This window comes from Selenomonas sp. oral taxon 137 str. F0430 (genome assembly GCF_000183625.1).
Taxonomy (GTDB): domain Bacteria; phylum Bacillota; class Negativicutes; order Selenomonadales; family Selenomonadaceae; genus Centipeda; species Centipeda artemidis.
In genome coordinates this window covers 144,622-169,979 of sequence record NZ_AENV01000006.1, presented here as the reverse complement: position 1 = coordinate 169,979, position 25,358 = coordinate 144,622, and the positions used below count along the sequence as shown (strand labels likewise).

General features: G+C 55.6%; 18 protein-coding genes and 1 other RNA gene. 18 read left to right on the top strand and 1 reads right to left on the bottom strand.

What is annotated here, in order from left to right:
• Nucleotides 1-37: 37 nt before the first annotated feature.
• Nucleotides 38-877: an energy-coupling factor transporter ATPase gene (locus HMPREF9162_RS04545; RefSeq protein ID WP_009438383.1), complete on the top strand. Its 840-nt coding sequence runs from the start codon at nucleotides 38-40 to the stop codon at nucleotides 875-877.
• Complete coding sequence (locus tag HMPREF9162_RS04540; RefSeq protein WP_009438522.1) at nucleotides 862-1,788, top strand: energy-coupling factor transporter ATPase; 927 nt, start codon at nucleotides 862-864, stop codon at nucleotides 1,786-1,788. The genes HMPREF9162_RS04545 and HMPREF9162_RS04540 overlap by 16 nt, the downstream gene beginning before the upstream one ends.
• Here the strand turns inward: HMPREF9162_RS04540 and HMPREF9162_RS04535 are convergent.
• Nucleotides 1,781-2,986, bottom strand: a complete 1,206-nt coding sequence (locus HMPREF9162_RS04535; protein WP_009438336.1) for an HD-GYP domain-containing protein — start codon at nucleotides 2,984-2,986, stop codon at nucleotides 1,781-1,783. The two genes, HMPREF9162_RS04540 and HMPREF9162_RS04535, sit on opposite strands and share 8 nt — an antisense overlap.
• A 237-nt stretch (nucleotides 2,987-3,223) precedes the next feature.
• Here HMPREF9162_RS04535 and HMPREF9162_RS04530 point away from each other — a divergent pair, with 237 nt between their 5' ends.
• The 16 genes from HMPREF9162_RS04530 (at nucleotide 3,224) to hslU (ending at nucleotide 25,266) form a co-directional block, all read left to right on the top strand.
• Nucleotides 3,224-4,699 carry an LCP family protein gene (locus HMPREF9162_RS04530; RefSeq protein ID WP_009438450.1) on the top strand — a complete coding sequence of 492 codons (1,476 nt, stop codon included), beginning with the start codon at nucleotides 3,224-3,226 and terminating at the stop codon, nucleotides 4,697-4,699.
• Nucleotide 4,700: 1 nt separating this feature from the next.
• Nucleotides 4,701-6,617 carry an ABC-F family ATP-binding cassette domain-containing protein gene (locus tag HMPREF9162_RS04525; protein WP_009438539.1) on the top strand — a complete coding sequence of 639 codons (1,917 nt, stop codon included), beginning with the start codon at nucleotides 4,701-4,703 and terminating at the stop codon, nucleotides 6,615-6,617.
• Between the two features lies 1 nt (nucleotide 6,618).
• The gene (locus HMPREF9162_RS04520) at nucleotides 6,619-8,793 is read left to right on the top strand and encodes an ATP-dependent RecD-like DNA helicase (RefSeq protein WP_009438553.1); all 2,175 of its coding nucleotides are present in this window, start codon (nucleotides 6,619-6,621) and stop codon (nucleotides 8,791-8,793) included.
• 201 nt (nucleotides 8,794-8,994) lie between these two features.
• Nucleotides 8,995-9,939 carry an aspartate carbamoyltransferase catalytic subunit gene (locus tag HMPREF9162_RS04515; protein ID WP_009348783.1) on the top strand — a complete coding sequence of 315 codons (945 nt, stop codon included), beginning with the start codon at nucleotides 8,995-8,997 and terminating at the stop codon, nucleotides 9,937-9,939.
• The gene (locus tag HMPREF9162_RS04510) at nucleotides 9,936-11,228 is read left to right on the top strand and encodes a dihydroorotase (protein WP_009438508.1); all 1,293 of its coding nucleotides are present in this window, start codon (nucleotides 9,936-9,938) and stop codon (nucleotides 11,226-11,228) included. The genes HMPREF9162_RS04515 and HMPREF9162_RS04510 overlap by 4 nt, the downstream gene beginning before the upstream one ends.
• Entirely contained in the window at nucleotides 11,225-12,298 is a 1,074-nt protein-coding gene (carA, locus tag HMPREF9162_RS04505) for a glutamine-hydrolyzing carbamoyl-phosphate synthase small subunit (RefSeq protein ID WP_009438573.1), read from the top strand. Before HMPREF9162_RS04510 ends, carA begins: the two co-directional genes overlap by 4 nt.
• Before the next feature lie 3 nt (nucleotides 12,299-12,301).
• Nucleotides 12,302-15,529, top strand: a complete 3,228-nt coding sequence (carB, locus tag HMPREF9162_RS04500) for a carbamoyl-phosphate synthase large subunit (RefSeq protein ID WP_009438572.1) — start codon at nucleotides 12,302-12,304, stop codon at nucleotides 15,527-15,529.
• Nucleotides 15,501-16,289, top strand: a complete 789-nt coding sequence (locus HMPREF9162_RS04495; RefSeq protein ID WP_037350210.1) for a dihydroorotate dehydrogenase electron transfer subunit — start codon at nucleotides 15,501-15,503, stop codon at nucleotides 16,287-16,289. The genes carB and HMPREF9162_RS04495 overlap by 29 nt, the downstream gene beginning before the upstream one ends.
• Nucleotides 16,276-17,205, top strand: a complete 930-nt coding sequence (locus tag HMPREF9162_RS04490; protein WP_009438343.1) for a dihydroorotate dehydrogenase — start codon at nucleotides 16,276-16,278, stop codon at nucleotides 17,203-17,205. Before HMPREF9162_RS04495 ends, HMPREF9162_RS04490 begins: the two co-directional genes overlap by 14 nt.
• 168 nt (nucleotides 17,206-17,373) lie before the next feature.
• Nucleotides 17,374-17,731, top strand: an RNA gene (gene rnpB / locus HMPREF9162_RS11745) — RNase P RNA component class A.
• A 37-nt stretch (nucleotides 17,732-17,768) separates the two neighbouring features.
• Nucleotides 17,769-18,431, top strand: coding sequence for a C40 family peptidase (locus tag HMPREF9162_RS04485; RefSeq protein WP_009438357.1), 663 nt, complete (start codon nucleotides 17,769-17,771; stop codon nucleotides 18,429-18,431).
• A 210-nt stretch (nucleotides 18,432-18,641) separates the two neighbouring features.
• Nucleotides 18,642-19,733, top strand: coding sequence for a DNA-processing protein DprA (gene dprA, locus HMPREF9162_RS04480; protein ID WP_009348775.1), 1,092 nt, complete (start codon nucleotides 18,642-18,644; stop codon nucleotides 19,731-19,733).
• Nucleotides 19,696-22,011, top strand: coding sequence for a type I DNA topoisomerase (gene topA / locus HMPREF9162_RS04475; RefSeq protein ID WP_175282244.1), 2,316 nt, complete (start codon nucleotides 19,696-19,698; stop codon nucleotides 22,009-22,011). Before dprA ends, topA begins: the two co-directional genes overlap by 38 nt.
• The gene (trmFO, locus tag HMPREF9162_RS04470) at nucleotides 22,008-23,339 is read left to right on the top strand and encodes a methylenetetrahydrofolate--tRNA-(uracil(54)-C(5))-methyltransferase (FADH(2)-oxidizing) TrmFO (RefSeq protein WP_009438485.1); all 1,332 of its coding nucleotides are present in this window, start codon (nucleotides 22,008-22,010) and stop codon (nucleotides 23,337-23,339) included. The genes topA and trmFO overlap by 4 nt, the downstream gene beginning before the upstream one ends.
• Entirely contained in the window at nucleotides 23,336-23,875 is a 540-nt protein-coding gene (gene hslV, locus HMPREF9162_RS04465) for an ATP-dependent protease subunit HslV (RefSeq protein WP_009438474.1), read from the top strand. Before trmFO ends, hslV begins: the two co-directional genes overlap by 4 nt.
• Nucleotides 23,872-25,266, top strand: a complete 1,395-nt coding sequence (gene hslU / locus HMPREF9162_RS04460) for an ATP-dependent protease ATPase subunit HslU (protein ID WP_009438425.1) — start codon at nucleotides 23,872-23,874, stop codon at nucleotides 25,264-25,266. Before hslV ends, hslU begins: the two co-directional genes overlap by 4 nt.
• Nucleotides 25,267-25,358: the final 92 nt, after the last annotated feature.

The following is a 25,358-nucleotide window of genomic DNA, read 5'->3' as shown; positions in this document are numbered from 1 at the left end:
ATATACAGGGTAAAAAGTTGTGCTGGGAATTGATACGATGAAGGATGAGACATTGATCCGCCTCGAACATGTGACGCATACCTATATGAGAGGAGAGAACGAGGCGCACCACGCACTCAGCGACGTCTCGCTGTCCATAAAGTCAGGAGAATTTGTCGCGGTACTCGGGGCGAACGGATCCGGAAAATCAACGCTTGCGCGTCATCTGAACGCGCTGCTTCTCCCGACGGAGGGGGTGTGTTATATTGGGGGACGAGATACGCGCGATCCAAATTTGTGCATCGATATTCGCCGGGATGTCAGTATGGTATTTCAAAATCCGGACAATCAGCTCGTTGCGGCAACTGTCGAGGACGACGTTGCCTTTGGCCCTGAGAATCTCGGTGTTCCGCCCGAGGAAATCCGCAGGCGTGTAAGCGAAGCTCTCTCGCTCGTCGGGATGGAGGCGCGGCGGCAGGATGCGCCGCACCTGCTCTCGGGCGGGCAAAAGCAGCGCGTTGCGATTGCGGGGGCGCTCGCGATGCAGACACGCGTATTGGTGCTCGATGAGCCGACGGCGATGCTTGATCCGAGGGGGCGTGCGGAAGTCCTGGATGCGGTACGGATGCTGCACGAACGATACGGAATGACCATCGTCTACATCACACATTTCATGGAGGAAGCTGTTGCTGCCGACCGTATTGTACTGATGAACGCGGGGCAGATCGTGATGGACGGAACCCCGCAGGAAGTGTTTGACGATCCGCAGCGCGTACGATCGCTCGGTCTGGACGTTCCGCTCGCGGCGGAGCTCGCGGGGCGCCTGCGCTGCGGCGGGATCAACCTCCCGCATGGGATATTACGAGATGAGGAGCTGATCCGTTGTCTATCCGAGTAGAATCCGTTTCCTATACCTATATGGAGGATACGCCGCTCTCGCATACAGCGCTCCATGAGCTCTCACTGACCATCCCCGACGGCTCCTTTACGGCGATTGCGGGGGAGACGGGCGCGGGCAAGTCCACACTGATGCAGATCATGGGGGGGCTCGTCACGCCGACGAAGGGCAACGTGTTTGTTGACGATACGGCTCTGTTCGGTGCGTTTGGCAAGGAGCGCAAGCCGGCGTTAGCAGCGCGTCTGCGCGTCGGCATGGTGTTCCAATATCCGGAGCATCAGCTCTTTGAAGAGACGGTGTACGAAGACATCAGGTTTGGACCTAAAAATCAAGGACTCGCAGAGGAAGAGATTGATGCGCGCGTTAAGGATGCGATGCGGCTCGTGGGACTTGACGAAAGTTACAGAGCGCGCTCTCCATTTGCACTCTCGGGCGGGGAGCAACGGCGTGCCGCCATCGCGGGTGTGCTGGCGCTCGCGCCCCGATATCTCATCCTGGACGAGCCTGCGGCGGGGCTTGATCCCTGCGGCAGAGAATCGCTGCTGTCCCTGCTCACTATGCTGCATCGTGAACGGGGCATGACCATCATCCTCGTTTCTCATAGTATGGAGGATATATTGCGCGTGGCGGATCATCTTGTGTTGCTGGCAGTGGGACAGGTGATTGGTACAGGTGCGCCGCAAGAGCTCTTTCTCAACGATGCACTTCTGGAACGTACGTCGCTGCGTGCGCCACATATCCTGACGCTCGGCAAAAAACTTGCGTCAGCGGGATACGATACCGCCGGATGCACGTCCGTGGAGGAGATGGCTGCTCGCATCCTCGCGTGGAAAAAAATAAATGAAAACGCCGGATCATCGCTGTCCGGCTTTTCGTATGCTCATTTTATTTTTATGCAGTTGATTAATTGATGCGCGGCGGAGCCTTTATGCCCGAGGAGACGATTCCTGCCTCTTTATCCTTTGCACGCGCCTCTTCTAAATAATAGGAGGGATCGACGCCGAGCTCATGGATGAAATGATAGAGTTCGTTGCCCGTTGGAACGACTTGAATGGATTCTGCTCCATGATCTACTTCTGAAAGATCGATTTCCGTGCGTTCATTCAATAATTTTCCATTCGTATCGGCGAATCGGATGATGATTGGCGTCTTGGTTCGTCCGAATCGACTCTCCTTCACGACGGCAAATCCAAAAGTCGTTTTTAGAACGACCCCTTCCGGATAGAGAGCTACATTGTTGAAGAACTTATCAATCAGTTTCTGGTCAAACTGTCCTTTATTGATGTTATGCATAATGTTATAGGCGATATTTGGCATATATGCTTTTTTGTAAGGGCGTTCACTTGTTAATGCGTCATAGACATCAGCGATTGCCGTTATCTTTGCAAAGCGGTGAATCTCATCCCCCTTGATACCGCGCGGATAACCCGTCCCGTCGATATGCTCGTGATGCTGTCCTGCGATTGCCGCTAAAATACTCGTCTTTGGAAGATTATACATCTTGACGATGCGGCGTGCACCTGCACTTGGATGCTGTCGAATCATCTCGAATTCTGTCTGTGTAAGACTACGATCCTTATTGAGTATTTCGTACTCCACATCGATTTTCCCAAGATCATGCAGCAGCCCCCCCAATGTAATAAGAGAAAGCTCCTCTTTCGGCAGATGACAGAGCATTCCCATCATTGCCGAGAGAACAGCGACATTGACGCTGTGCGCAAATGTATATGCATCGTGCATACGAATATCAGTCAACTGCACGAGGTTTTCACGATTATTGAAAAGATCAAAGACAATGGCATCAGCAACTTTTTCGAGTGGTGCGGCATCGAGTGTCCGGTTTTCTGTGACCGATTGAAAGGTATCATAAACGGCACTGATCGCCTTGACACGTGTCTTTTCCTCAATGACGTCCGGCGGTGGTGCGACACGGTGGCGCGGATCCATCGACGTGACAGTCACGGTCTGTATGCCAAGCTGCCGAAGTTTACGAATATATTCAATAGTCACAGGTCGTCCCTTGACAAGATAGCTTCCGCCGGCAGTATTAAAGAGACTTTGCCCAAGAATCATGCCGTCCTCAAGTTTCGATATGGGAAGTCGCAGCATAGTTCTCTCCCTCACCCTTGTGCCATCGATACAATGCTCTTACCGGACATTCCCTAGAGCATCTATATTCGCACATATAACTTAATAAGTATATCAAACTAATATTTATAATAAGTTTACATGAATTGCTCTCATTTGTAAAGTGCCTTTCATGTAAGAGGGCAATTTGCATAGAACGCCCGTTTTTGCTATACTGAAGCATAATTTCTTTGCGATGAAGGGACGCCGTACGCCGTTATGAAAAAATCTGATACAACCGACCAAGAAGAAAAAGGAAACCATATACTTTTTATAAAATATGCGGGTGTTGTATTCGCATTTTCCTTTGTTGTTGTATGTGCACTTTATTATATGGGGGGGGATTATCTTTCGGAGTCGCTGGGCGATACGACGGTATTCCGATATGGTGAAAAAGATCAATTGTCATATGTCTTATTGATGGGCGTCGACCGCAGGGAGGGTGATGCAGGGCGCAGTGATACGCTGATGCTCGCTGCCATCGATGAAGCGCATGGACACGCGTCTCTGCTCTCGATCCCGCGCGATACACGCATAAAGGTGGGGAATTACGGTTACGATAAGATCAATCATGCCTACGCATATGGTGGGCATGAGCTGACACTCTCGTCGGTCAGTGCACTGCTCGGCGTACCTGTAACGCATTATATTCTCGTGGATACTTCTGCGTTTGAACGTATTGTAGATGCCGTTGGCGGCGTCGATATCGACGTTGAAAAGCGGATGCATTATGAAGATCCGTGGGATGACAACGGCGGGCTCGTCATCGATCTCTATCCGGGACTACAGCATATGGACGGTGCTCATGCGATTCAATATGTGCGTTATCGGGACGGTACGGGGGACATTGGGCGCATCGCGCGTCAGCAGGCATTTATGCGTGCGTTTTTCGCGCAGCTCATCTCGCCGCAGGTGTTCCCGCGGCTCGCCGCGCTGATGGACGAGCTGACACATGCGGTCGAGACGGATTTGTCGCCGCGTCAGCTCATAACGGCTGTCAGGCGGTTTCAAGACGTTGGCACGGAAGGGCTGAAGATGCAGACGGTGGAGGGGACGCCCGCTTACCTAGGAGATGTCAGCTACTGGATTCCGGATATTGAGGAAACGCGCAAAACGTTGTTTGAAGAAAATGGACTCGATTTTCCGGAGGATATGAGGGCGCAGGCAGCGCTTGACGCTGCGGCGTACCGTTCGGATATGCCGGAGCGTTTACGCATAATGACGGAACCATCGGGCAAGGACGTACTTCCGTCCTCCGACGAACTCCTTGCCGAAGGTGATCGTGAAATCGAAGCGCGCCGCGCGGCAGAGCAGAAATCAAACCGGGAAAAATCAGCACAGAAGAATGAGGCAAAAGAGACGCAGGAAACGAAAGTATCTGCTACGGAAGATAAGCAGAACGATATTTCCGTTATGGTCATCAATTCTAGCGGTATCGACGGTGCGGGGGCGGCGGTTGCTGATGTACTGCGCGCGAAAGGATTTCAGATTTCAAGCGTAGAGACGGGACGATCCTCGGATCGTCCAAAGACTGCGATTATGACGGCGCAGGCGCATGTTGATCTGTTTTACGGCATGCCGTTTCCGTGCGTTATTATGCCGGTGGACGGCGCGGGTGACCGGCAGGCGATTGTCATCATAGGGAAAGATTACGGCGGAGATCCATCCAAGAAAAAGGGGCGTATGGAAGAATAATATGGGACGGCTAAAGGTTATCGGTCTTGAAAAATCATACGGAATCCGTACGCTGTTCTCACAGGTGAATTTCGAAGTGATGCCCGGCGACAAGGTCGGTCTGGTCGGCGCGAACGGATCAGGAAAAACAACGCTGATGCGCATCCTACTCGGGTGTGAAGAGTCCGATGCGGGGCAGGTGCTCATCGACCGTGCGGATACGGTCGGCTATGTGGAGCAGCAGGCAGAGTTCGCGGACGGCACGCTGTATGAGGAATTTCGGCGCGCGTTTTCGGACATTATTGCGCTCGGCGCACAAAAAGAGGAGATGGAACGGCACATCGCAGCGGGAGCGACGGAAGAAGAGCTGAGCGCCTACGGAAACCTCGTCGCACGGTTTGAGGCGCTGGACGGTTATGAATTCGAGAGCCGCATCCGGCGTGTAGCGTTTGGACTGGGATTTTCCGAGGAGGATCTTACAAAGAACGTCCGCTATTTTTCCGGCGGGCAGACGACGCGCATCTGTCTTGCCAAGGCACTCCTTCGGGAGCCGGATTTCCTGTTTTTGGACGAGCCGACGAATCATCTCGACATCGGCATGATCGAATGGCTGGAAAAGTTTTTGCAGAACTATCGCGGCGGCGTGCTTCTCATATCGCATGATCGTTATTTTCTCGACCGCGTGACGACGCGCATCCTCGAACTTAATCACAGGGAAGTGATGGCATATACGGGTAATTATACGCATTTTATGCGCGTCAAGACGGAGCGGCGCGCGGCGCTGCAAAGCGCTTATGAAAAGCAGCAGGCACATATCAAAAAAACGGAGGAATACATTAGACGCTATAAGGCTGGAATCAAGGCGAAACAGGCGCGCGGACGGCAAAGCCAACTAAACCGTCTGGAACGCATCGTCCTGCCGCCTGCAGCCGCGGCGTTCAACTACTTCGCGTTCAGTCCGCCGCCGGAATGTGCGCAGCGTGTGGCGGAGATGGAGGATATTTCGTTCTCCTATCAAAATCATCCCGTATTGAACCGCATCTCCCTCCTCATCCGCAAAGGAGACGGCGTTGCGCTCATCGGCGAAAACGGCGCGGGGAAGACGACGCTCCTGCAAATCCTCATTGGAGAGCTGGAAGCAAGCGGCAGAATCAAAATTGGCAGCCGCGTTAAAATCGGATATTTCTCTCAGCAGCACGAGGGGCTTGATCCAGCGAAAACGGTATTGGACGAAATCTGCTACACGTTCGGTATCGACGAGGAACATGCACGCGGGTATCTCGGCGCGTTTTTGTTCCGCGGCGACGATGTACTGCGGCTCGTCGGCGCGCTTTCCGGCGGAGAACAGGCGCGTGTGGCATTTTTGAAGCTCATGCTGACGGGAGCAAATTTCCTCGTGCTGGACGAGCCGACCAACCATCTCGACATCCCCGCGCGCGAGGCGGTGGAAGAAGCGCTGATGGCGTTTCCGGGGACGTTCATCGCCGTTTCGCACGACCGCTACTTCCTCGATAAGGTCGCCAACTGCACACTAGAGCTCGCGAACGGAAAAATTACCGAGTATCTAGGCAACTATAGCTACTATCTGATGAAGAAAGAAGCGGAGGCTGAAGCCGCATCCGCCGATGAGGAAAAGGACGAAAAAAAGGCGGTTCAGCCGCCGACCGTTGCAAAATCCGAAAAAGCGAGTACCGCTACGAAATCAAACGCATCGTATCCGACGCGTATGAGTGACGCCAAACGCAGGGAACTTACGGATCGTGCGGAAGCGGAGATCGCCATGGCAGAGGCGGAGCTCAAAGGACTGGAATACGAGATGAATCGACCTGAAACGCAGGCAGATCCTGTGCGGAGCGGTGCGATTGCCGAGGAATATGCGACGAAGGAACGAGAGATTGCCGAGCGTTATGCGCGATGGGAACGATTGATGGAGGAATAACATGGACACCGGGCAAAACCTTGGATTTCGTTCCGAAGAAGACGAGCTGACGGGAACCGTCGACCATATTGTTTTTTCATCGAATGACGGCGCGTTCTCTGTGTTTCGTCTGCGTTTGGACAATAAGGGAAAATGCACCGCCACGACCAAGGGCGCCGCGCCGCTGGTTGGGCAGGAGGTGCGGCTCATAGGATTTTGGGTAACGCATCCGCGTTTTGGACGCCAGTTTCAGGCACTGCGGATGCGCGTCGCCGCGCCGACCAATGCGGCGGGGATGGAGCGTTTTTTGGCGTCCGGCGTCATCGACGGCGTGGGCCCCGCCATGGCACGGCGCATCGTGGACAGATTTGGCGCGAAATCTTTTGCCATCATCGAGACGGCGCCGCATCGGCTCAAGGAAGTCCCCGGCATCGGCGCCAAGACGCTGAAAAAAATCGTGTCGTCCTATATGCGCCAATCTGAACTGCGCGATATTATGCTGTGGCTTGAGGATCACGGTATTACGGGCGGCTATGCGGCGCGCATCTTCAAGGCGTACGGCTCTCTCGCCGTGCAGGTGCTGGAAAAATCTCCCTATCGGCTTGCGCAGGATATTGACGGCATCGGCTTCATGACGGCGGACGCTATCGCCGTCGCCGCCGGATGGGAAAAAAATGCGGCGGAGCGGATTGCCGCCGGTATTACCTATGAGCTGTCCATGATTTCATCCGGCGGACACTGTTGTATTCCTGAGCGTATTTTGACCGATAAAGCCGCGCAGCGGCTTGGTGTATCGCGCTCAGAAGTGATGGATGTCCTCGCGTGCGAGGTAAAGGCGGGACGTCTTCATGCGGTGGATGAGATGGGCGAGCGTCTAATTTACCCGACGCCCCTCTACCAAGCCGAGGAACGCACCGCACGGATGCTGCTGACACTTCAGCGGGAAGCGGAGTATATCCACATGGATGACGCCAAGGCACGTGTTGCTGCGTGGGAAGAAGTGCATGAGGTACATCTCGCCGCGGCGCAGAGAGAGGCAGTGATCGCCTCCCTCTCGAACGGAATCCTTGTGCTGACAGGAGGCCCCGGGACGGGGAAGACAACGGTCATCCGGAGCATCATAGATATTTTGGAAGAGCAGGGACTGGAGATTCTGCTCGGTGCGCCGACCGGGCGCGCGGCAAAGCGGCTCTCGGAGGCGACGGGAAAACCAGCGGCGACCATTCATAGAATGCTCGAGGCACAGGGCGGCGAGGAGGGCGCTACGCGCTTTGGGCGTGATGCCGAGACGCGGCTCGAGGCAGATGTCATCATTATCGACGAGGTGTCGATGATGGATATTGTGCTGATGTTCCATTTTCTCTCTGCCGTTCTCCCCGGGACACATATTATCTTTGTAGGCGATGTGGATCAGTTGCCGGCGGTGGGCCCCGGATCCGTTCTCAAGGATATTCTGCGTGCGGGTGTCATTCCGAGCGTACGCCTAACCGAAATTTTCCGGCAGAACAGTGCGGGAACGATCGTGCTCAACGCACATGCCATCAACGCCGGGCGCATCCCTACATTTTCCGCGGCGGACTTCTCCTTTCTTCCCTCGGTCTCAAGCGAAGATGCGGCGGCGCAAATCGTTCGACTTTCGGAACAGTTGCTGCGCAAGCGCGGCGGCTCCTCTATCATGGATATACAAGTTCTTTCCCCCATGCGCCGAGAGGCGTGCGGCGTGGATATGCTTAACGGGCGTCTCCAAGCCGCACTGAATCCGCCCGCGCCGGACAAGGCGGAAATCGGATGGCTGCGCATGGGCGATAAAGTGATGCAGACGCGCAACGACTATACGAAAGGCGTGTTCAACGGAGACATTGGAACGGTCTCATGGATAGACAGTGAGCATGTTGTCGTCCGGTTCGCAGAGGACATGGATGTCTTCTATACGCGTGACGAACTTTCGTCTCTCACTCTCGCCTACGCGATGAGCGTTCACAAGAGTCAGGGGAGCGAGTACGCGGTCGTCATTCTGCCGCTCGTGCGCGCCCATCATGTGATGCTCCAGCGCAATCTGCTCTATACCGCAGTAACTCGTGCCAAGGAAAGAGTGATCATCGTCGGCGACCGTGCCGCACTCTATACCGCCGTCAGTAACGACCGGACGCGGCGCCGCTATACGTTGCTGGCGGAACGGCTTACAGAAAAAATTTGAATTGACATCGCGCATAGAGTTGATTTTTCATCTGCAAAAACGTATAATATGAAGAACGATATTACCTTTTAAGAGGTCCCGTGAGGCCTTAAAGGAGTTTTCAATGACATGCAAGACACAATCCGTTTATCCATTTTTAGAATACAGGCTTTTCTATGCATTTGCGTGGAAGAGCTTTTTTATTGCTGAAGGAGGGCGAATATGAGTCGGGAGCTATCGCTGAAAGGGCGCGATATTCTTGCGCTGGAGGATTTTTCCGCAGACGAGATCCGTTTGATTCTAAGCACGGCGCGGGAGATGAAGAACATCGTCGGGCGCGATATTAAAAAAGTGCCCGCACTGCGCGGGAAATCCATCGTCACGCTGTTCTACGAGCCGAGCACACGGACGCGCACGTCCTTCGAGCTTGCGGGGAAATATCTCGGCGCCGACGTCGTGAATATTACGTCGGGAACCTCCAGCATCGTCAAGGGAGAGAGTCTGCGCGACACACTCTATACGATCGAGGCGATGGGCGTGGATGCCATCGTCATGCGGCACAAGGCGGAAGGCGCCGCCGCCTATGCGGCATCCGTTGTTTCACCGGTTATCGTCAATGCGGGAGACGGAGCACATGCACACCCTTCGCAAGGGCTCCTCAATCTCTATACGATCGAAGAATATGCAGGAAAACTCGCGGGGCTCAAGGTCGCAATCCTTGGCGATGTCCTGCACAGCCGCGTGGCGCGTTCCGATATACAGGGGATGCGCAAGATGGGGATGGACGTCCACATCGCGGGACCAAGGCCTCTCCTGCCGCGATTCCTGCACGAAGAAGAGGGGATTACCGTGCACGACCGGGTAGAGGACGCACTGGAAGGTGCGGATGTCGTCGAGGTGCTCCGCATCCAGTTGGAGCGCATGAAGGGCGGACTCTTCCCGTCGACACGCGAATATGCGCGCATCTACGGGCTGAATGAAGCTCGACTGGGGCTTGCGAACAAGGACGCCATCGTGCTCCACCCGGGACCGATGAACAAGGGCTGGGAAATCTCGGAGTCCGTTGCCTATCATGTCCAGTCTCGGATTCAAGAAGAAGTGAGGAACGGAGTCGCCGTCCGTATGGCGCTCTTTACGCTGACGTTGATGGGAGGAAAACACGAATGAGTACGCTGCTCTTAAAAGGCGGAACAGTGATTGATCCCGGCTCAAAACGAAACGAAGTATCCGATGTTCTCATCGAAAACGGCATCATTCAAAAAGTCGGTAAAAACCTGAAATCTCCTGATGCCGAGGTCTACGACGCCACGGGGAAAATCGTCGCCCCGGGGCTCATCGATATGCATGTCCATTTCCGCGAGCCGGGACAGGAGGCAAAGGAGGATTTTGCCTCCGGATCGCGCGCAGGCGCGGCAGGCGGCTATACCACGGTTGCCACGATGCCGAATACGAGTCCCGTGGTTGATACTGCCGCGCTCGTGCGAAGTCTGCAAAAGCGCGCCGAGGATGTGTCGGTGATCCATATCCACATCATCGGCGCCGTGACGAAGAATCAAGAGGGCAGGGAGCTTGCGGAACTGGGCGATATGGTGGAAGCGGGCGCTGTCGCGTTCTCCGACGACGGACATTTTGACCCGTCGGCAAAGGTGCTCCTCAGCGCCTATGATTATCTCGTCCCGTTTGATAAGGCGATCATCAACCATGAGGAGGACAATTCCCTCGTGGAGGACGGTGCGATGAATGAGGGACATCGGAGCGCGATGCTCGGGATTAAGGGGCGTCCGACGGTCGCCGAGGATATTGCCGTCGCGCGCGACGTCATGCTTGCGGAGTACGCGGGTGCGCACGTCCATGTGGCGCATATCAGCTCCGCGCGTGCCGTTCAGATCGTGCGTGAGGCAAAGGCGCGCGGTGTGCGCGTGACGACCGAGGTCACGCCGCATCATCTGACCATGACGGACGAATGCGTCAATCCCGTCGACAGCTCTACGAAGGTCAATCCGCCGCTGCGTACGCAGAAGGATGTCGATGCGATGGTGGCAGGGCTTGCGGACGGAACGATCGATATGATTGTCACGGATCACTCGCCCCACGAGCGCGAGGATAAGGATCGCGAGTATGTCTATGCGCCGAGCGGCTTTCCGGGGCTTGAGACCGCACTCGGCGTCGTCCTGACCGATCTCGTTCATACGGGAAAAATGGATATGGAGACAGTGATCGAGCGCATGAGCTATGCACCGGCACGCGTCTTCCGGCTGAATGCCGGCACGTTGAACGAGGGCGCTCCCGCCGATGTCGTCGTCATCGATCCGCAGCGCCTTTGGACGGTGGAGGCGGAAAAGTTTTATACGCGAGGAAGCCATTCCCCCTTTGTCGGAAGGAAGCTCAAGGGGAAAGCTGTGCTCACTGTTGTCGACGGTGAGATCGTTATGAAGGACGGTGTGGTCGTTAAATGAAAGGAAACCTGATCCTAGAAGACGGCGCAATTTTTCCCGGGACATTGCTCCAAGGCAGTGCGGCATCGGTGGGAGAAGTCGTCTTTACCACTTGTATGACGGGCTATCAGGAGTGCCTTACCGACCCGTCTTTTTGCGGGCAAATCCTGACGATGACCTATCCGCTCATCGGGAATTACGGTGTCGCGGAGAAATTCATGCAGGCTCCGCAGCCCTTTGTGCGCGGTTTTGTCATTGGCGAACTCTGCGATCTTCCGAATAATTGGCAGTCCGAGGGGACACTTGTAGATTTTTTACACAAATACCACATTCCATGTCTATATGATGTAGATACAAGAGCTGTTGCACGGCATATTCGTTCTGCAGGCGCGATGAAGGGCGTTCTTGTTCCGTCCGATACTTCCGATGAAGAGGTTCGTCGGCTCCTAGCCATCGAGCTGCCGCACGATCATGTGGATACGGTAACGACGCGCGAAGTCTATGTGCTTGAGACCGACGTTTCAAATGCTCCGCATATTGTCGCTATGGATTTTGGCGTTAAGCGCAGTATTTTGCAAAATATCAATCGTATCGGCGCAAAGGTGACTGTCGTTCCCGCTCATACCACTGCCGAGGAAGTCCTCGCGCTAGATCCGGACGGCGTGTTTCTCTCCAACGGCCCGGGAGATCCGCAGGATGTTCCGGAGATCGTGGCGGAGATTCAAAAACTTGTCGGCAAGAAGCCCATCTTCGGTATTTGCCTTGGGCATCAACTGCTCGCGCTGACGTTCGGTGCAAAGACGTACAAGATGAAATTCGGTCATCGCGGCGGCAATCAACCCGTAAAGACGCTAACAACGGGACAGGTACATATCTCCGCGCAGAACCACGGCTATGCGGTCGACCCCGCCTCTCTTGCCGGAACGCCTCTCGAGGTAACCCATATCAACGTCAACGACGAGACGATTGAGGGACTGCGGCATACGTCGCTCCCGATATTTTCCGTACAGTACCATCCGGAGGCGGCGCCGGGTCCCGACGACAATATGTACCTCTTTGATACGTTTTGGGATTTGATGAAGGGAGTGTAAACGATGCCGCGCAAGGAAAATTTGAAGAAGGTTATGGTCATCGGCTCGGGGCCGATCATCATCGGACAGGCGGCAGAGTTCGACTACGCCGGCTCCCAAGCCTGCCGTTCCCTCAAGGAGGACGGTCTTGAGGTCGTGCTCGTCAACAGCAATCCCGCGACCATCATGACGGATACGAATATTGCGGATCGCGTCTATATCGAACCGCTCACCGTCGATTTTTTGGCGGAGATTATCGCAAAGGAAAAGCCCGAGGGTCTCCTTGCGACCCTCGGCGGACAGGCGGGGCTGAACCTCGCCGTTCAGCTTGCCGAGAGGGGGATATTGGAGCAACACGGTGTGGAACTCCTCGGCACCTCGCTCGACGCCATCGAAAAGGCGGAGGATCGGGAGCGGTTCAAGGAGACGATGGAAAAGCTCGGTGAGCCGATCCCGGAAAGCACCATCGTGGAGGATGTGCATTCCGCCGTCGAGTTTGCCAATAAGATCGGCTATCCCGTTATCGTCCGCCCCGCCTACACGATGGGCGGCACCGGCGGTGGTATCGCGGAAAACGAAGAAGAGCTCATTGCTATCGTTATCAAGGGACTTAACTACTCCATGATCGGGCAGGTGCTCATCGAGCGCAGCGTTGCGGGATGGAAGGAAATCGAGTTCGAGGTGATCCGCGACGGGCGTGACAACTGCATCACCGTATGCAGTATGGAGAATTTTGATCCCGTCGGTGTCCATACAGGAGACAGCATTGTCGTAGCTCCCGCACAGACGCTGACGGATCACGAGTATCAGATGCTGCGGAGCTCCAGTCTGCGCATCATCAGGGAGCTCGGCATCGAGGGAGGCTGCAACGCACAGTATGCGCTCGATACGCAGAGCGATCGCTACTATGTCATCGAGGTCAATCCGCGCGTCAGCAGATCGTCCGCGCTCGCTTCGAAGGCGACCGGATATCCCATCGCGAAAGTATCCTCGAAGATTGCCATCGGCTATACGCTCGACGAGATCGTGAACTCCGTCACACAAAAGACAAAGGCTTGCTTTGAGCCGACGATCGACTATTGCGTGGTCAAGTTCCCGCGCTGGCCGTTCGATAAATTCATCTACGCCGATCATACGCTTGGGACGCAGATGAAGGCGACCGGCGAGGTCATGTCGATTGACCGCAGCTTTGAGGGGGCAATCCTGAAGGCGGTACGATCGCTCGAGATCGGCGTCCATCGGCTGCACATGGAGCGGTTTGACGCATGGGACGACGAGCTCATAAAAAAACACCTCTCGTTCGTCAATGACGAGCGGATTTTTCTCATTGCCGAAGCACTGCGCCGCGGCAAATTATCGGTTGAGGACATTTCGTCGATCACGAAGATCGATCAATGGTTCGTCCATAAGCTGAAGCATATCGCCGATATGGAGAATGAGCTTGCCTCGTCTCCGCTAACGCCGAAGCTGCTTGCCGCGGCAAAATGGACCGGACTTGCCGACGTTTCGATTGCGGAACTCACGCACAAGACGATCGATGAGATTCGCAGTATGCGCCGTTCGAACAACATTGTGCCGTGCTACAAAATGGTCGACACATGTGCCGCCGAGTTTGAAGCCGCGACCCCGTACTACTATTCTACCTTTCGCGGTACCGAGGACGAGGTCGCCGTATCGCATCAAAAGAAGGTCATTGTGCTCGGCTCGGGGCCGATCCGCATCGGGCAGGGCGTGGAGTTCGATTACTGCTCGGTACATTCCGTTTGGGCGCTCCGCAGTATGGGCATCGAAGCCATCATCATCAACAACAATCCGGAGACAGTCAGTACGGACTTTGACATCTCCGACCGGCTCTACTTTGAGCCGCTGACGGTCGAGGATGTTTTGAATATCGTCGATAAGGAAAAGCCGGACGGCGTTATCGTACAGTTCGGCGGGCAGACGGCGATCAACCTCGCCGCCGCTTTGGAGCGCGCGGGGCTTCGTGTCTATGGAACGTCGGTCGACGACATCGATCGCTCCGAGGATCGCGAGCGGTTCGACGAGGTGCTGACGCAGACTGGGATTTCCCGCCCCGAGGGAATCAGCGTCACAAACCTCGAGGATGCCGTTGCAGGGGCAAAGCGCATCGGCTATCCGGTGATGGTGCGCCCCTCCTATGTGCTCGGCGGCCGCGCGATGGAGATTGTCTACAATGAGGACGAGCTGCGCGACTACATGCAGCGCGCGGTAAAGGTCACGCCGGATCACCCCGTCCTCGTGGATCGCTACATGCAGGGGACGGAGGTGGAAGTCGATGCGATTTCCGACGGCGTCGACGTCGTTATTCCCGGCATCATGGAACACATCGAGCGCGCGGGGGTTCACTCGGGCGACAGCATCGCTGTCTATCCGCCGCAGACGCTTCCCGCCCGTGTCATCTATACCATCATCGACTATACGAAGCGGCTTGCCGTCGCGCTCCACGTCAAGGGGCTGCTGAACATCCAATTCGTCGTCGCGCACGACGAGGTGTTCATCATCGAGGTGAATCCGCGATCGAGCCGCACCGTGCCGTTCCTTTCGAAAATTACAAACGTCAATATGGTCAGTGTGGCGACGCAGGTTGCGATGGGGGCTTCGCTCAAGGAAATGGGATTCCATTCCGGGCTGATTCCGCCGCGTCCATACGTTGCGGTAAAGGCTCCCGTATTCTCGTTTGCAAAGATGACGGACGTCGATATTTCTCTCGGACCCGAGATGAAGTCCACGGGCGAAGTCATGGGCATCGATTATCACTATGCCCGCGCGCTGTACAAGGCGATCGTCGGCTCGGGACTCAATATCCCGACGAAGGGGCGACTGCTCTTTACCGTCGCGGATAAGGACAAGGAGGAGATGAAACAGCTCGCTAAGGCGTTCTCCGAATTTGATTTTGAAATCGTTGCGACCGAGGGGACGGCAAAGGCGATCGCCGCGCTCGGCATCGACGTCAATGTGGTCGGCAAAGTACATGAGCGCAGTTCGGACATCATCGAGATGATCAAGAGCGGACGGATCAACATGGTCATCAATACGCTGACGCAGGGCAAGCATTCTGCGCGCGACGGATTTAAGATCCGCCGTGCGACGGTCGAACACGGCATCGCCTGTCTGACCTCGCTCGATACGGCGTGGGAGGTTCTGCGGGTGCTGGAATTTATGCGCAAGCGGCGTCTCGTTTATGCGCTTGCGCTTCAAGACTATGTGGGCGGAGGGGATGACCTTGCCTAAGTTCGTCGAGGAAGCCCGCATTGCGGCGCATGAGAGCCCCGGTGCAGGGGTATATATCATGACGCTAATGTCGCCTGCCATTGCGGCAGAGGCGCTTCCGGGGCAGTTCGTCGATGTCTCCGTTCCTCTTGGCACGAGCATTCTGCGCCGTCCGCTCGGTATTGCCGAGGTGTCGCGTACGGAGGGATGGATTCGGCTCATTTACCGCATAGTGGGGCAGGGAACCCAGGCGCTTGCCGCAGCGCGTCCCGGCGCACGGGTCTCCGTGCTGGGACCTCTCGGGAAGGGGTTTCGAACGCAGCTGCGCCGCCCCCTGCTCGTCGGCGGCGGTATGGGATTGTCACCACTCCTCTTTTTTGCAGCGGAGAGCCGGGGAACGGCAAGTGTGCTGATGGGCGGGCGTACGAAAGACGAACTCTTTTGGGAGCATATTTACGCCCCCTATGTTCATGAGGTGTTTATAACGACGGATGACGGCTCCTATGGCACGAAAGGCTTCGTGACGACACTCCTGCCGGAGCTGCTCGCAAAGGAGAGTTATGACGGCATCGCCGTCTGCGGGCCGCCCGTCATGATGCAGCGCGTCGCCGCACTTGCGGCATCGTACGATGTCCCCTGCGAGGTCTCACTGGAGCGGCATATGGCGTGCGGACTCGGTGCATGCCTGTCCTGTGCCGTTGATACAAAATACGGGCGACGCAAGGTCTGCAAGGACGGCCCCGTATTTTCCGCCGACGAGGTATACTATGACGCATCATGAACGGGATAAACGCCTGCATACGACGCTTGCGGGCATTGATATGTGCACACCGGTGCTCGCGGCATCCGGCACCTTCGGGTTCGGCGAGGAGTTCGCGGATTTTGTCGACCTTTCGCGTCTTGGCGGCGTAATGGTCAAGGGGACGACACTGCACCCGCGGCGTGGGAACGACGGCGTCCGTATCGCGGAGACGCCGCAGGGAATGCTGAACTGCATCGGTCTTGAAAATCCGGGCGTCGATGTGTTCCTGCAGGAAATCCTGCCGCGCATTCGCCACTACGGCATGAACGTGATCGTCAATATATCAGGCGGTTCCGTCGAGGATTATGCGGCGGTTGCAGAACGGCTGAATGTGCCGGATGTCGCCGCGCTCGAGATCAATATCTCCTGTCCCAATGTGAAGGAGGGGGGGATTGTGTTCGGCACGGATCCCCATGCTGCGGCCTCTGTCGTCCGGGCAGTGCGGCGCACTGTGCAAAAGCCCGTCATTGCGAAACTGTCCCCGAATGTCACGAGCATTACGGAGATGGCGCGCGCGGTCGAGGCGGCGGGCGCCGATATGATCTCTCTCATCAATACGCTCATCGGTATGCGCATCGACATAGAAACAGGAAAGCCGGTGCTCGGCAACCGCACAGGGGGGCTCTCGGGTCCCGCCGTGAAACCTGTTGCCGTGCGGATGGTCTATGACGTGGCACGTGCCGTACGCGTGCCGATCATCGGAATGGGCGGCATCGCTTCATGGGAGGATGCCGTGGAGTTTTTCCTCGCGGGGGCTTCCGCCGTTGCCGTTGGAACCGCGAATTTCACCGATCCTGCAATCATGATGAAGATCTGCGACGGACTTCTCCATTATATGGAAGAACATGACATTTCTCACATCAACGAGATTGTCGGCGCGGCACATATGGAGTAAGCTGCTCAGATGAAGGTCTCATGTCATATGGGGAAAATAATTTTCTAAAATATTTTTTTAGAAATATGGACAACATGTTCGGTGATTTCTGAATTCTCTATATTATACAAGGGCTAGGGGGACTTTTGACACCTGACAGCCATATGTGGTATAATCTCTGCGTTGGTATGAGAAACCGAGACAATCGCCTGTATCGTTTTTGCGATGCATGAGGAAAGTCCGAGCTCCACAGGGCAGTGTGCCGGATAACGTCCGGCGAGGGTGACCTTAGGGACAGTGCCATAGAAATTTAAACCGCCGGCTTTGCCGGTAAGGGTGGAAAGGTGCGGTAAGAGCGCACCGGCGATCGGGTAACCGGTCGGCCTTGGTAAACCCCACATGGAGCAAGACCAAATAGGGAAGGACAAAGGCGGCCCGTCGACCTTCCGGGTAGAGTCGCTTGAGCCTGCGGGCAACCGTCGGCCTAGATAAATGATTGTCGCCGCCGCAAGGCGGAACAGAACTCGGCTTATTGGTTTCTCGTAGCCAATATCATAATGCATCTAGTGGAAGGAAGTGTTTGCTTGCAAAAGAAAATTAAGATTCTTGCATTATCCGCAATGCTTCTCTGCTCCGCATCCATTGCGAGTGCAGAGTCATTCCAAATTGGAGATCAAGGAACGGACGTTGCCGAGATTCAGGGGCAGCTTTCGAGCGTAGGATATGATGTTGTCGCCGACGGTGATTTTGGCCCCGCGACGGCAGAGGCGGTCAAGGAGTTCCAAGCAGCACACGGTCTTGCCGTAGACGGCATGGTCGGTCCTTCGACCTATGAGGCGCTTCTTGGAAAAACGATGCCGCAGGTCAGCCGCGGATCAAACTATATCGTTCGCCGCGTAATTTCGGATTCGATGCAGTATTTGGGCGTTCCATATTCCTTCGGTGGAACAACGCCCTCCGGATTTGACTGCTCCGGTTTTGTCCGCTACGTCTTTGCAAACGCGGGCATCTACCTGCCGCGTACGGCGGATGCACAGTATGATGTCGGCTATCCGGTTTCCTCCGCGGAGATGGTTCCCGGTGATCTCGTGTTCTTCTCGACTTATGAATACGGACCTTCACATGTGGGCATCTATCTCGGCGACGGCAACTTCATCAACGCTTCGTCGAGCCGCGGGGTTGCGATTGACAATCTGCGCGGCGGCTACTGGGGCGCATGTTATATCGGCGCACGCCGCATTATGTGATGATGCAAAATCTTGGGAGGGGCATAGCCCCTCTTTTTTCATAGGAGAAATACGATGGCAGATCTCTTTCTCATCCTGCTGATTTTCCTAATGGTCTATTACGTTTTTGGAGACGAACTGTTCCCGCGATAAAATATTATTCCTATAAAATCAATGCTTTCGGTTGCATTCCCGTATGTTTTTCGGTAAGATGAGGAGCGTGTAAATCGCATGGAAGAACGGTGGTACCTAGCGGCGCTGATGCAGTGTCATAATATCGGGAGCGTGCGCATGTGCCGCCTGCGTACGAGAGTCTCCTCACCGGAGGAGATTTGGTCGATGAATGCGGCGGCCCTGCAAAACATCGGAGGACTTTCCTCTCTATTAGCTGAAAAACTTGCGCATCACACACACGAGCACCCCGATCTTCCGCAGCAGCTCGAGGAGCAGTGCGAAAAGCGCGGCATTCGGCTGGTGACGATAGACGAGGAACTTTATCCGATCATCCTCAAGGAAATCTTCGATCCGCCGATCGTGCTGTATTATCGCGGTATGCTGCTTGCCGATGCGCGACGCGTCGGCATCGTCGGCGCACGGAAGTTTACGCCGTATGGAGAAGCCGCCGCAATGGAGTTTGGAGATAAGCTCGCCGCGGCGGGGGTGACGGTAGTCAGCGGCGCCGCGCGCGGGATCGACAGTTGTGCGCACCGCGGGGCGCTGCGTGCGGGCAGGACGGCGGCGGTACTCGGCTGCGGCGTGGATATTGCATATCCGCCGGAAAATCGGCGGTTGATTGCACAAATCATCGACGCAGGCGGCGCCGTCCTTTCGGAGTATGCACCGGGAACGCAGCCGCTCCCCGCATTTTTCCCCGCGCGAAACCGCATTATCAGCGGACTCTCTGAGGGCGTTTTGGTCGTTGAAGCCGCGCGGCGCAGCGGTTCCCTCATCACGGCGGAAATGGCGCTCAGCGAAGGGCGCGACGTATATGCGATTCCCGGCAGCATATACTCTCCGCAGAGCGGCGGCTGTCACAATCTCATCCGCGCCGGAGCGCGTCTCGTAGAATCTCCTCATGAGATCCTCGAAGATATGAATATCGTCCCTTTGCCCAAACGCCCTGTGAAAGACCGCTTGACTCCGGAAGAAGCTCGTATTTATAAGGTGCTCTCCTGCGATCATCCGCTGACAATGGACGAGATACTGGAGAGCCTGCCCGATGCCGTAACGGCAAATATTCCGCTGCTCCTCCTTCAGATGCAGCTCAAGGGAATTATTACAGAAAATGAAATGCACGCCTATCGGCGCCTCGAAAGGAACTGACAGATTGGCTACGACATCATCTGTACGCAAGACAAAAGCAGTCAATGAAAAGACGAACAAAAAAAAGTCGGCGGGAAAAACGCTTGTTATTGTGGAGTCGCCCGCGAAGGCAAAGACCATTGAGCGATATTTAGGAAAGAACTATATCGTCAGGGCTTCGATGGGGCATTTGCGCGATCTCCCGAAGAGTCAATTCGGCATCGACGTGGAGGATGCGTTCACGCCGAAGTACATCAATGTGCGCGGAAAAGGAGATCTCATTCGTGCGCTCAAAAAAGAGGCAAAAGAAGCGGATAAGATCTATCTGGCAAGCGATCCCGACCGCGAAGGCGAAGCGATCGCTTGGCATCTTTCATTTATCCTAGGCGTCGATCCAAAGGAGAACTGCCGCATCGTCTTCCATGAGATCACAAAGCCCGCCATTGCCGAAGCGATCCATCATCCGCGCCCCATCAACATGGAGCAGGTGGACGCACAGCAGGCACGCCGTATGCTCGACCGCATCGTCGGATATAAACTCTCTCCTCTGCTCTGGCGCAAAGTCCGCAAGGGGTTGTCGGCAGGGCGCGTGCAGTCCGTGACGGTACGCCTCATATGCGACCGAGAGAAAGAGATTGAAGCCTTTCACTCCGAAGAATATTGGACGGTCAAGGCAAAGGTCAAAAAAGATAAGAGCTCATTCATTGCCGAACTAACGCACATCCGTGGAGAAAAGGCGTCTCTGCACAGCGAAGAGGAGACCACAAAGGTCACGGACGATCTCGCCGCGCAGGAATTTAAGATCAAGGAAGTCAAGCAGAGCGAACGCCGCAAGAAACCGGCGGCGCCGTTTACGACGAGTTCCCTCCAACAGGATGCCGCACGAAAGCTCGGCTTTACGTCCGGGCGCACAATGATGATTGCACAGCAGCTCTATGAGGGCGTTGTGCTGGGACGTCAAGGTGCGACCGGTCTCATCACCTATATGCGTACCGATTCGACGCGTCTCTCAAATCTTGCGATCGAGGAGGCGCGCGGCTATATTGGCGAGGAGTACGGGCAGGACTATGTGCCGGCAAAGCCCAACATCTACGCCGGCGGGAAAAAAGCACAGGACGCCCATGAGGCGATCCGACCGACGAGCATCCTGCGCCTGCCGTCCGAGGTGGAGCCGTATCTCAACCGGGATCAGCAGCGGCTCTATACGCTTATCTGGCAGCGTTTTGCCGCATGTCAAATGACGGCGGCGGTCTACGATACCGTATCCGCTCAAATCGAGGCGGGCGACTACCAGCTGCGCGCACATGGATCGAAGATTAAATTCAAAGGATATACCGTTGTCTATGCGGGTGCAGAGAGCTCTAAAAAGGAAAAGGATACGATCCTTCCGGAGCTGTCCGCAGGGGATATGCTCTCCCTCACCGCGCTCGACCCGGAGCAGCATTTTACGGAACCGCCGCCGCGCTATAACGACGCGTCCTTGGTAAAAGCGCTCGAGGACATGGAGATCGGACGTCCGAGCACCTATGCGCCCATCATCGAGACAATACAAAAACGAGGATATGTGGAACGCCGTGAAAAGCAGTTTCGCCCGACAGAGCTCGGCTTCATCGTTACGGATATGCTGGGCGAATATTTTAAGGATATTGTCGATGCGAAGTTCACCGCGAACCTCGAGGGCGAACTGGACGAGGTTGCCGACGGTTCGCTCAACAAGAACGAACTGCTGCAAAAATTTTATACCCCCTTTGACGAAACTCTCAAAAAGGCGGAAGAGATCATCGGCACCGTCGATCTGCCCGAGGAAATCACGGACATTCCCTGCGATAAATGCGGGAGAATGATGGTTGTTAAACAGGGACGGTTCGGTAAATTTTTGGCATGCCCCGGCTTCCCCGAGTGCCGCAATGCGAAGCCCCTGCTGCGCGATACGGGCGTACAGTGCCCCAAATGCGGCGGTAAAATCGTCGAACGCAAGAGTCGCCGCGGACGTGCATTCTACGGCTGCGACCGCTATCCTGACTGCGACTATACGACATGGGACGAGCCGCAGCAGGAGACCTGCAAGGTCTGCGGTTCGTTCATGCAAAAGCATCGCTACCGCACGGGGCGTACCATTCTCTATTGCAGCAACGAACAATGTGAATCCCGCATCGGCAGCCCGATTGAAAAAGAACTCGCGCGCCAGAAAGAGCGTGCCAACGCCAAGACAAGCAAAGATGCCGATGTAAGTGCGGACACGAATACAAAGACGCGTGCAAAGCGTACCGCCTCCCGTAAAAAAGGATCGAATACATGAAGAAGGTCATCGTTGTCGGCGCAGGGCTTGCAGGCAGTGAAGCCGCGTGGCAGGCAGCACGTCGGGGCGCAGAGGTGACGCTCTTCGAGATGCGCCCCGGACGTACCTCTCCCGCACACAAGACGGATGATTTTGCGGAACTGGTATGCAGCAACTCTCTGCGCGGCGCGGGACTTGAAAATGCCGTCGGCGTACTGAAAGAAGAAATGCGCCGGATGGATTCACTGATCATCCGAGCGGCGGACGCAACCGCAGTTCCTGCCGGCGGCGCTCTTGCCGTAGACCGCAGGAGGTTCAGCCGATATATTACGGAGCAAATCACCGCGCATCCCAACATCAGCATCCGGCGAGAAGAGATCAAGGCCGTTCCGCGTGACGAAGACGCCGTTGTTATTATCGCCTCGGGACCGCTCACGTCCGGTGCGCTTGCCGATGAAATTCATGCCTTGCTCGGCGACGACGCACTGTACTTTTACGACGCGGCGGCGCCGCTTGTGGATGCTGCGAGCATCGATATGACACAGGCATATCGAGCATCCCGCTACGGGAAAGGCGAACCCTCCTATCTGAACTGTCCCATGAACGATAGGGAATACGAAGCGTTTTGGCAGGCGCTCACAGCGGCTGAAAAAGCGGATGTGCATGATTTTGAAAAAGAGATTTTCTTTGAGGGATGTATGCCCGTTGAGGTTATGGCATCGCGCGGCAAAGACACGCTCCTCTTTGGACCTCTCAAACCGATGGGGCTGGAGCATCCGGAGACGGGAGAGCGTTCGTATGCCGTCGTTCAGCTCCGACAAGACAATGCGGAGGGGACGATTTACAATATCGTCGGATTCCAAACGCGCCTTAAATGGGCGGAACAGCGCCGCGTATTCCGGATGATACCGGGACTCTCTCATGCGGAATTCCTGCGTTACGGCGTAATGCATCGAAACACCTTTATCAACGCACCGCGGCATCTGCGCCCGACTTTTCAGCTGCGCTCGGAGAATACACTATTCTTCGCCGGACAGATGACGGGCGTCGAGGGGTATGTCGAGTCGGCGGCTTCCGGCCTTACGGCGGGGATCAACGCCGCACGCATCGCGGCAGATCGCACACCTGTCGTATTTCCGCAGACAACGTGTCACGGCGCGCTCGCGCATTATATTACGACCTGTGACCCGGCACATTTCCAACCGATGAATATCAATTTCGGACTCTTGCCGCCGCTCGAAGATCTGCCGCGCCGTACGCGGAAACCGGAAAAAAAGCTGCTGACCGCGCGCCGCGCACTTGCCGCATTAGATGATTTCCTGCAAGAAAACGGAAAGGAATCGCCATGACATTTCATGCGACCACAATCGTCGCCGTAAAGAAGGGGAATAAGGTCGCGATTGCCGGAGACGGACAGGTGACCTTTGGAGAGCGCGCCATTATGAAGGCGACCGCACGCAAAGTACGTCGGCTCTATCACGGAAAGATCCTTGCGGGATTCGCGGGATCGGTGGCGGACGCATTTACCCTGTTTGAAAAATTTGAGGCAAAGCTCGAATCCTACAGTGGAAACCTCCAGCGGGCGGCTGTAGAATTGGCAAAGGATTGGCGTACGGACAAGGTACTGCGCAAACTTGAGGCGCTCCTGCTCGTCGCGGACAAGGACGGCATCCTCATGATCTCGGGCAACGGCGAAGTGATCGAGCCGGACGGCGACTGCACTGCCATCGGATCGGGCGGCTTCTTCGCTCTTGCCGCAGCGCGTGCCCTCACACTGCACAGCGACATGGACGCTCCTGCCGTCGCGAAGGAATCACTCGCCATCGCGGCGGACATATGTGTCTATACGAATCATAACATTACGGTGGAGGTGCTGGAATCATGAGTTCTATCGGCGTGAACGAACAGACACCGCGCGAGATTGTTACAGAACTGGATAAATATATTGTCGGCCAGCAGGAAGCGAAGCGCGCCGTCGCCATCGCCCTGCGCAACCGCTGGCGCAGCCGGCAGCTCGATACCGATATGCGCGAGGACATCATTCCGAAGAACATCCTCATGATCGGCTCTACGGGTGTCGGCAAAACGGAGATCGCCCGCCGCCTTGCCCGTCTCGTCCGTGCGCCCTTTCTCAAGGTCGAGGCGACGAAGTTCACAGAGGTCGGATATGTCGGACGCGACGTTGAATCCATCGTGCGGGATCTCGTAGAGACAGCCGTGCGTATGGTGCGCCGGGAGAAACTGGAAGAGGTCAAGGAAAAGGCGGCGGAAAACGCAGAGGAACGCCTGATCGACGTCTTTGTTCCTGCGCCAAAGAAATCGGTGAACCCGCTCGGCAAACTCTTTGGCGCAGAGGAAAAACCCGCCGAAGAGAAGCAGGAACCGCCGAAATATCAAGCCGGACGCGACTGGGTGCGCAAGCGTCTGCACGCGGGAGAACTCGAAGACGAGATGATTGAGATCGATGTGGAGGAATCCTCCCGTCCCATGGCAGGAATGTTCGCCGGATCATCGCTCGAGGGAGTCGGCGATAATTTACAGTCGATGATCGGTTCTCTTGTTCCAAAGCGCCGCCGCAGGAGAAAGGTTTCCGTCCGTCAGGCGCGTAAATTATTTACCGCCGAAGAGGCGGATAAACTTGTCGATATGGATGTCGTTGCAGACGAGGCGGTATATGCCGCGGAATACAGCGGTATCGTGTTTCTTGATGAGATCGATAAGATCGCCGTCGGCAACGGACACAGTTCGGGTGCGGATGTATCGCGCGAGGGTGTCCAGCGGGATATTCTGCCGATCGTGGAGGGATCGACCGTTGTTACGAAGTACGGTCCTGTCAAGACGGATCATATCCTCTTTATCGCCGCGGGAGCGTTCCATATTGCAAAGCCTTCCGATCTTATTCCGGAGCTGCAGGGGCGCTTTCCGATCCGTGTCGAGCTGAAATCACTTGTCAAAGAGGATTTTGAGCGCATTCTCACGGAGCCAAAGAACGCGCTCATCAAGCAGTATGCTGCGCTCCTCGGGGCAGAGGGCGTTACGCTGACCTTTGGAGACGATGCGATCGGGCGTTTGGCAGAGCTTGCCGAGACGGTTAACGAACAGACGGAGGATATTGGCGCACGCCGTCTCTATACGCTCCTTGAAAAACTCCTTGAGAATCTGTCGTTCGATGCACCCGATCTGACCGAAAAAGACATCGTCATCGATACGGCGTATGTGGATCGTTACCTTGCCGACATCGCGCGAGATCACGACATGTCGCGGTTTATTCTGTAACGCCTGCGAAACGATAAAAACGATTCGGAGAATTTTTTCCGAATCGTTTTTTCTATTGCCTAAGACTTAATTTTATGCGATAATTCAACATG